This window comes from Tissierellales bacterium, assembly GCA_035301805.1.
Classification (GTDB): Bacteria; Bacillota; Clostridia; order Tissierellales; family DATGTQ01; genus DATGTQ01.
The window spans coordinates 1-2,375 of the sequence record DATGTQ010000062.1; the positions used below are offsets into that span (position 1 = coordinate 1).

General features: G+C 28.0%; 4 protein-coding genes. 1 reads left to right on the top strand and 3 read right to left on the bottom strand.

Going from position 1 to position 2,375, the window contains the following annotated elements; translation table 11 throughout:
- Positions 1 to 42 precede the first annotated feature (42 nt).
- Complete coding sequence (locus VK071_02635; protein HLR34207.1) at positions 43 to 549, top strand: cupin domain-containing protein; 507 nt, start codon at positions 43 to 45, stop codon at positions 547 to 549.
- Positions 550 to 1,039: 490 nt separating this feature from the next.
- On the opposite strand, the gene VK071_02640 is transcribed toward VK071_02635, so the two are convergent.
- From VK071_02640 to VK071_02650, 3 genes are all read right to left on the bottom strand, one after another.
- Positions 1,040 to 1,276: a hypothetical protein gene (locus VK071_02640; GenBank protein HLR34208.1), complete on the bottom strand. Its 237-nt coding sequence runs from the start codon at positions 1,274 to 1,276 to the stop codon at positions 1,040 to 1,042.
- Positions 1,277 to 1,303: 27 nt separating this feature from the next.
- The gene (locus VK071_02645; GenBank protein ID HLR34209.1) at positions 1,304 to 1,522 is read right to left on the bottom strand and encodes an SAP domain-containing protein; all 219 of its coding nucleotides are present in this window, start codon (positions 1,520 to 1,522) and stop codon (positions 1,304 to 1,306) included.
- 168 nt (positions 1,523 to 1,690) lie between these two features.
- Positions 1,691 to 1,867 carry a hypothetical protein gene (locus VK071_02650; protein ID HLR34210.1) on the bottom strand — a complete coding sequence of 59 codons (177 nt, stop codon included), beginning with the start codon at positions 1,865 to 1,867 and terminating at the stop codon, positions 1,691 to 1,693.
- Positions 1,868 to 2,375: the final 508 nt, after the last annotated feature.

Below are 2,375 nucleotides of genomic sequence, written 5' to 3' on the forward strand. Positions count from 1 at the left end.
TATGAGTGCAAAACATATAATATCATAGAAACTATAAAAGGAGTGAACATCATGTATGATAATTATAGATCATATCCATGTCCTTACTGGAATAATAAACCAACACACTATCCAAACTATGGGGGGTACTCCATTAAATTGAAAGACTATGGGCCATGTCCTTTTGTAACCAATATTGAGGAGGCTACAGAACAAAACAACTATTTCCGTATAGCATTATGGACAGGAGAACACCTACAACTTACGTTAATGAGTATTAATGTTGGTGATGATATCGGTTTAGAAATGCATCCAGACCTAGACCAATTTATCCGTATTGAACAAGGACAAGGAATTGTTAGAATGGGAAATAGAATGGATAGATTGGATTTCCAATCAGAGGTCTATGATAACTATGTAATATTTATACCTGCAGGTACATGGCATAATCTAATCAATACAGGTCATGTTCCAATCAAACTGTACTCTATATATGCTCCTCCTGAGCATCCCCATGGTACAGTTCATAAAACTAAAGAAGATGCCGAAATGGACCACGACCACTATTAGATAATTATAAAGTGAAAAAGTAGACAATAACAGATTTCTTGTCTACTAAAAATAATATTATAATACTCGACTTGCATATTCAATACATTTTAAGTTTTAGAGTTTCCCCATGTTTTTGAGGAAGTTAAAAATTAATACTTGTAGATAAGATTATTACTAGTTAATTATCCATCCATAGGTTTGATTATTTGCATAAAAATAAGTAAAATAGCCCTTTCCTTTGATATAATAAGTTTGCTAAGAACTAAAATTAAAAGGAAAAGAGCTATTTTACTCATAATTAATTATAATAAACTTCAATACCACAAAAATTCTCAATATTAGTTAAACATTCAGCTATACAATTACCAAACGTCTCTAAACCCTACTATTTGACCCACTTCAATTAATTTTGCAAAGCTATACAATTACCAAGCGTCTCTAAACTTACCTGTATATTTTTTAAATCACTCTGCCTTAATCGTTTAATTTCCTAAATAGATAGCAATTTTTATCCTGATAGTATATCACGATATTTATCCAATAATTCTGTTTGATATACTTTTTGATATACTTTAGAGTCCTTTTTATCCCTGACTATATTCCAAAGAATAGATGCCATCTTTATTTTACTTTTATACTGAGATGTTCTATCATCTTGACAAAAATCTTTCAGAAAATTATTCCACTGATATGTTCTTTGTGATGATTCATTATTGAATTTAAACCCATCAGGAATAATTCCCATATCCAAATAAATTTTACCACTTGAATTTTATCGGATACTATTACTAATTTTTCTTTTATTTTCAGTAGGTATACCCTGAAGATAATTTCTAAGACGTTCTTCCAATTCTGCCTTTATACCTAACGGATCAAGAGATAATTTTCTGCAAATTTTAATGAGTTCGTCTTTATACCAATAATATTCGTTAAATTCTTCTATACTCTTAAGATTAGAAGATTTTGGTCTATTCATCTTTCCACACTTCATTAATTCTAATTTATCTTGTTAAAATAATTATATCTTTTCCCTCTTTTATTTAGTGTTTTTTGTAAATATTTAAAAAAGCAATTTTTTACCCTTCTATTATTTTGTTAAGACTCATAGGTTCTATATTTCTTTCAGTTATATTTCCATAAGTGTCCCTATACTCTATATTTAATAATTTTTTTCAACTATTGCTTCATGTAATAGCTGAAATTTCTCTTTATCTTTTGAATTAATTCTATACCCCCAAGGTAAATCGCATATTATTATTTCATTAAAGTAATAGCTGAATTCTTGCTTTTTATCTCTAGGTACAAGATTACTTCTCCTATCAATTGTTAAATCCACATCTTTATTTTAAGCAAAATTGCTTATATTTTTCAATGTAGTAACAATTGAAATCATATCATCTAGTGTTAATAGTTGGTGGCTAATCTTATAGTTTTCTATAATACTAAAGCCTCCATATCTCCTTAATTAGATACTATAGGAATACCTGCCATATTAATAGTTTCCATATCTCTATAATAGTCCTTACAGAAACCTCAAATCTATCAGCAATTCCTTGGTCGTTAGATTATAATTGTTTAACAGTATGACGATAATGGAAAGTAACCTATCTTTTTTCATTATTTTTTCTCCCTTTGATAAATTGAAAATTTTATATTCCATTTTAAAAAACATTTCATTCGTTATCTTATACCTATATTTAAATAATAAATTAATATCATTTCCTTATGTTATATTATCTCTACTACCATTTATCAAAATGCACTTTACTTTCATCATATCTATCTATAACTCTTTTTTCTTCAGCTTTTTCTCCTACTACAATTAGACCAATAGGTAATATATT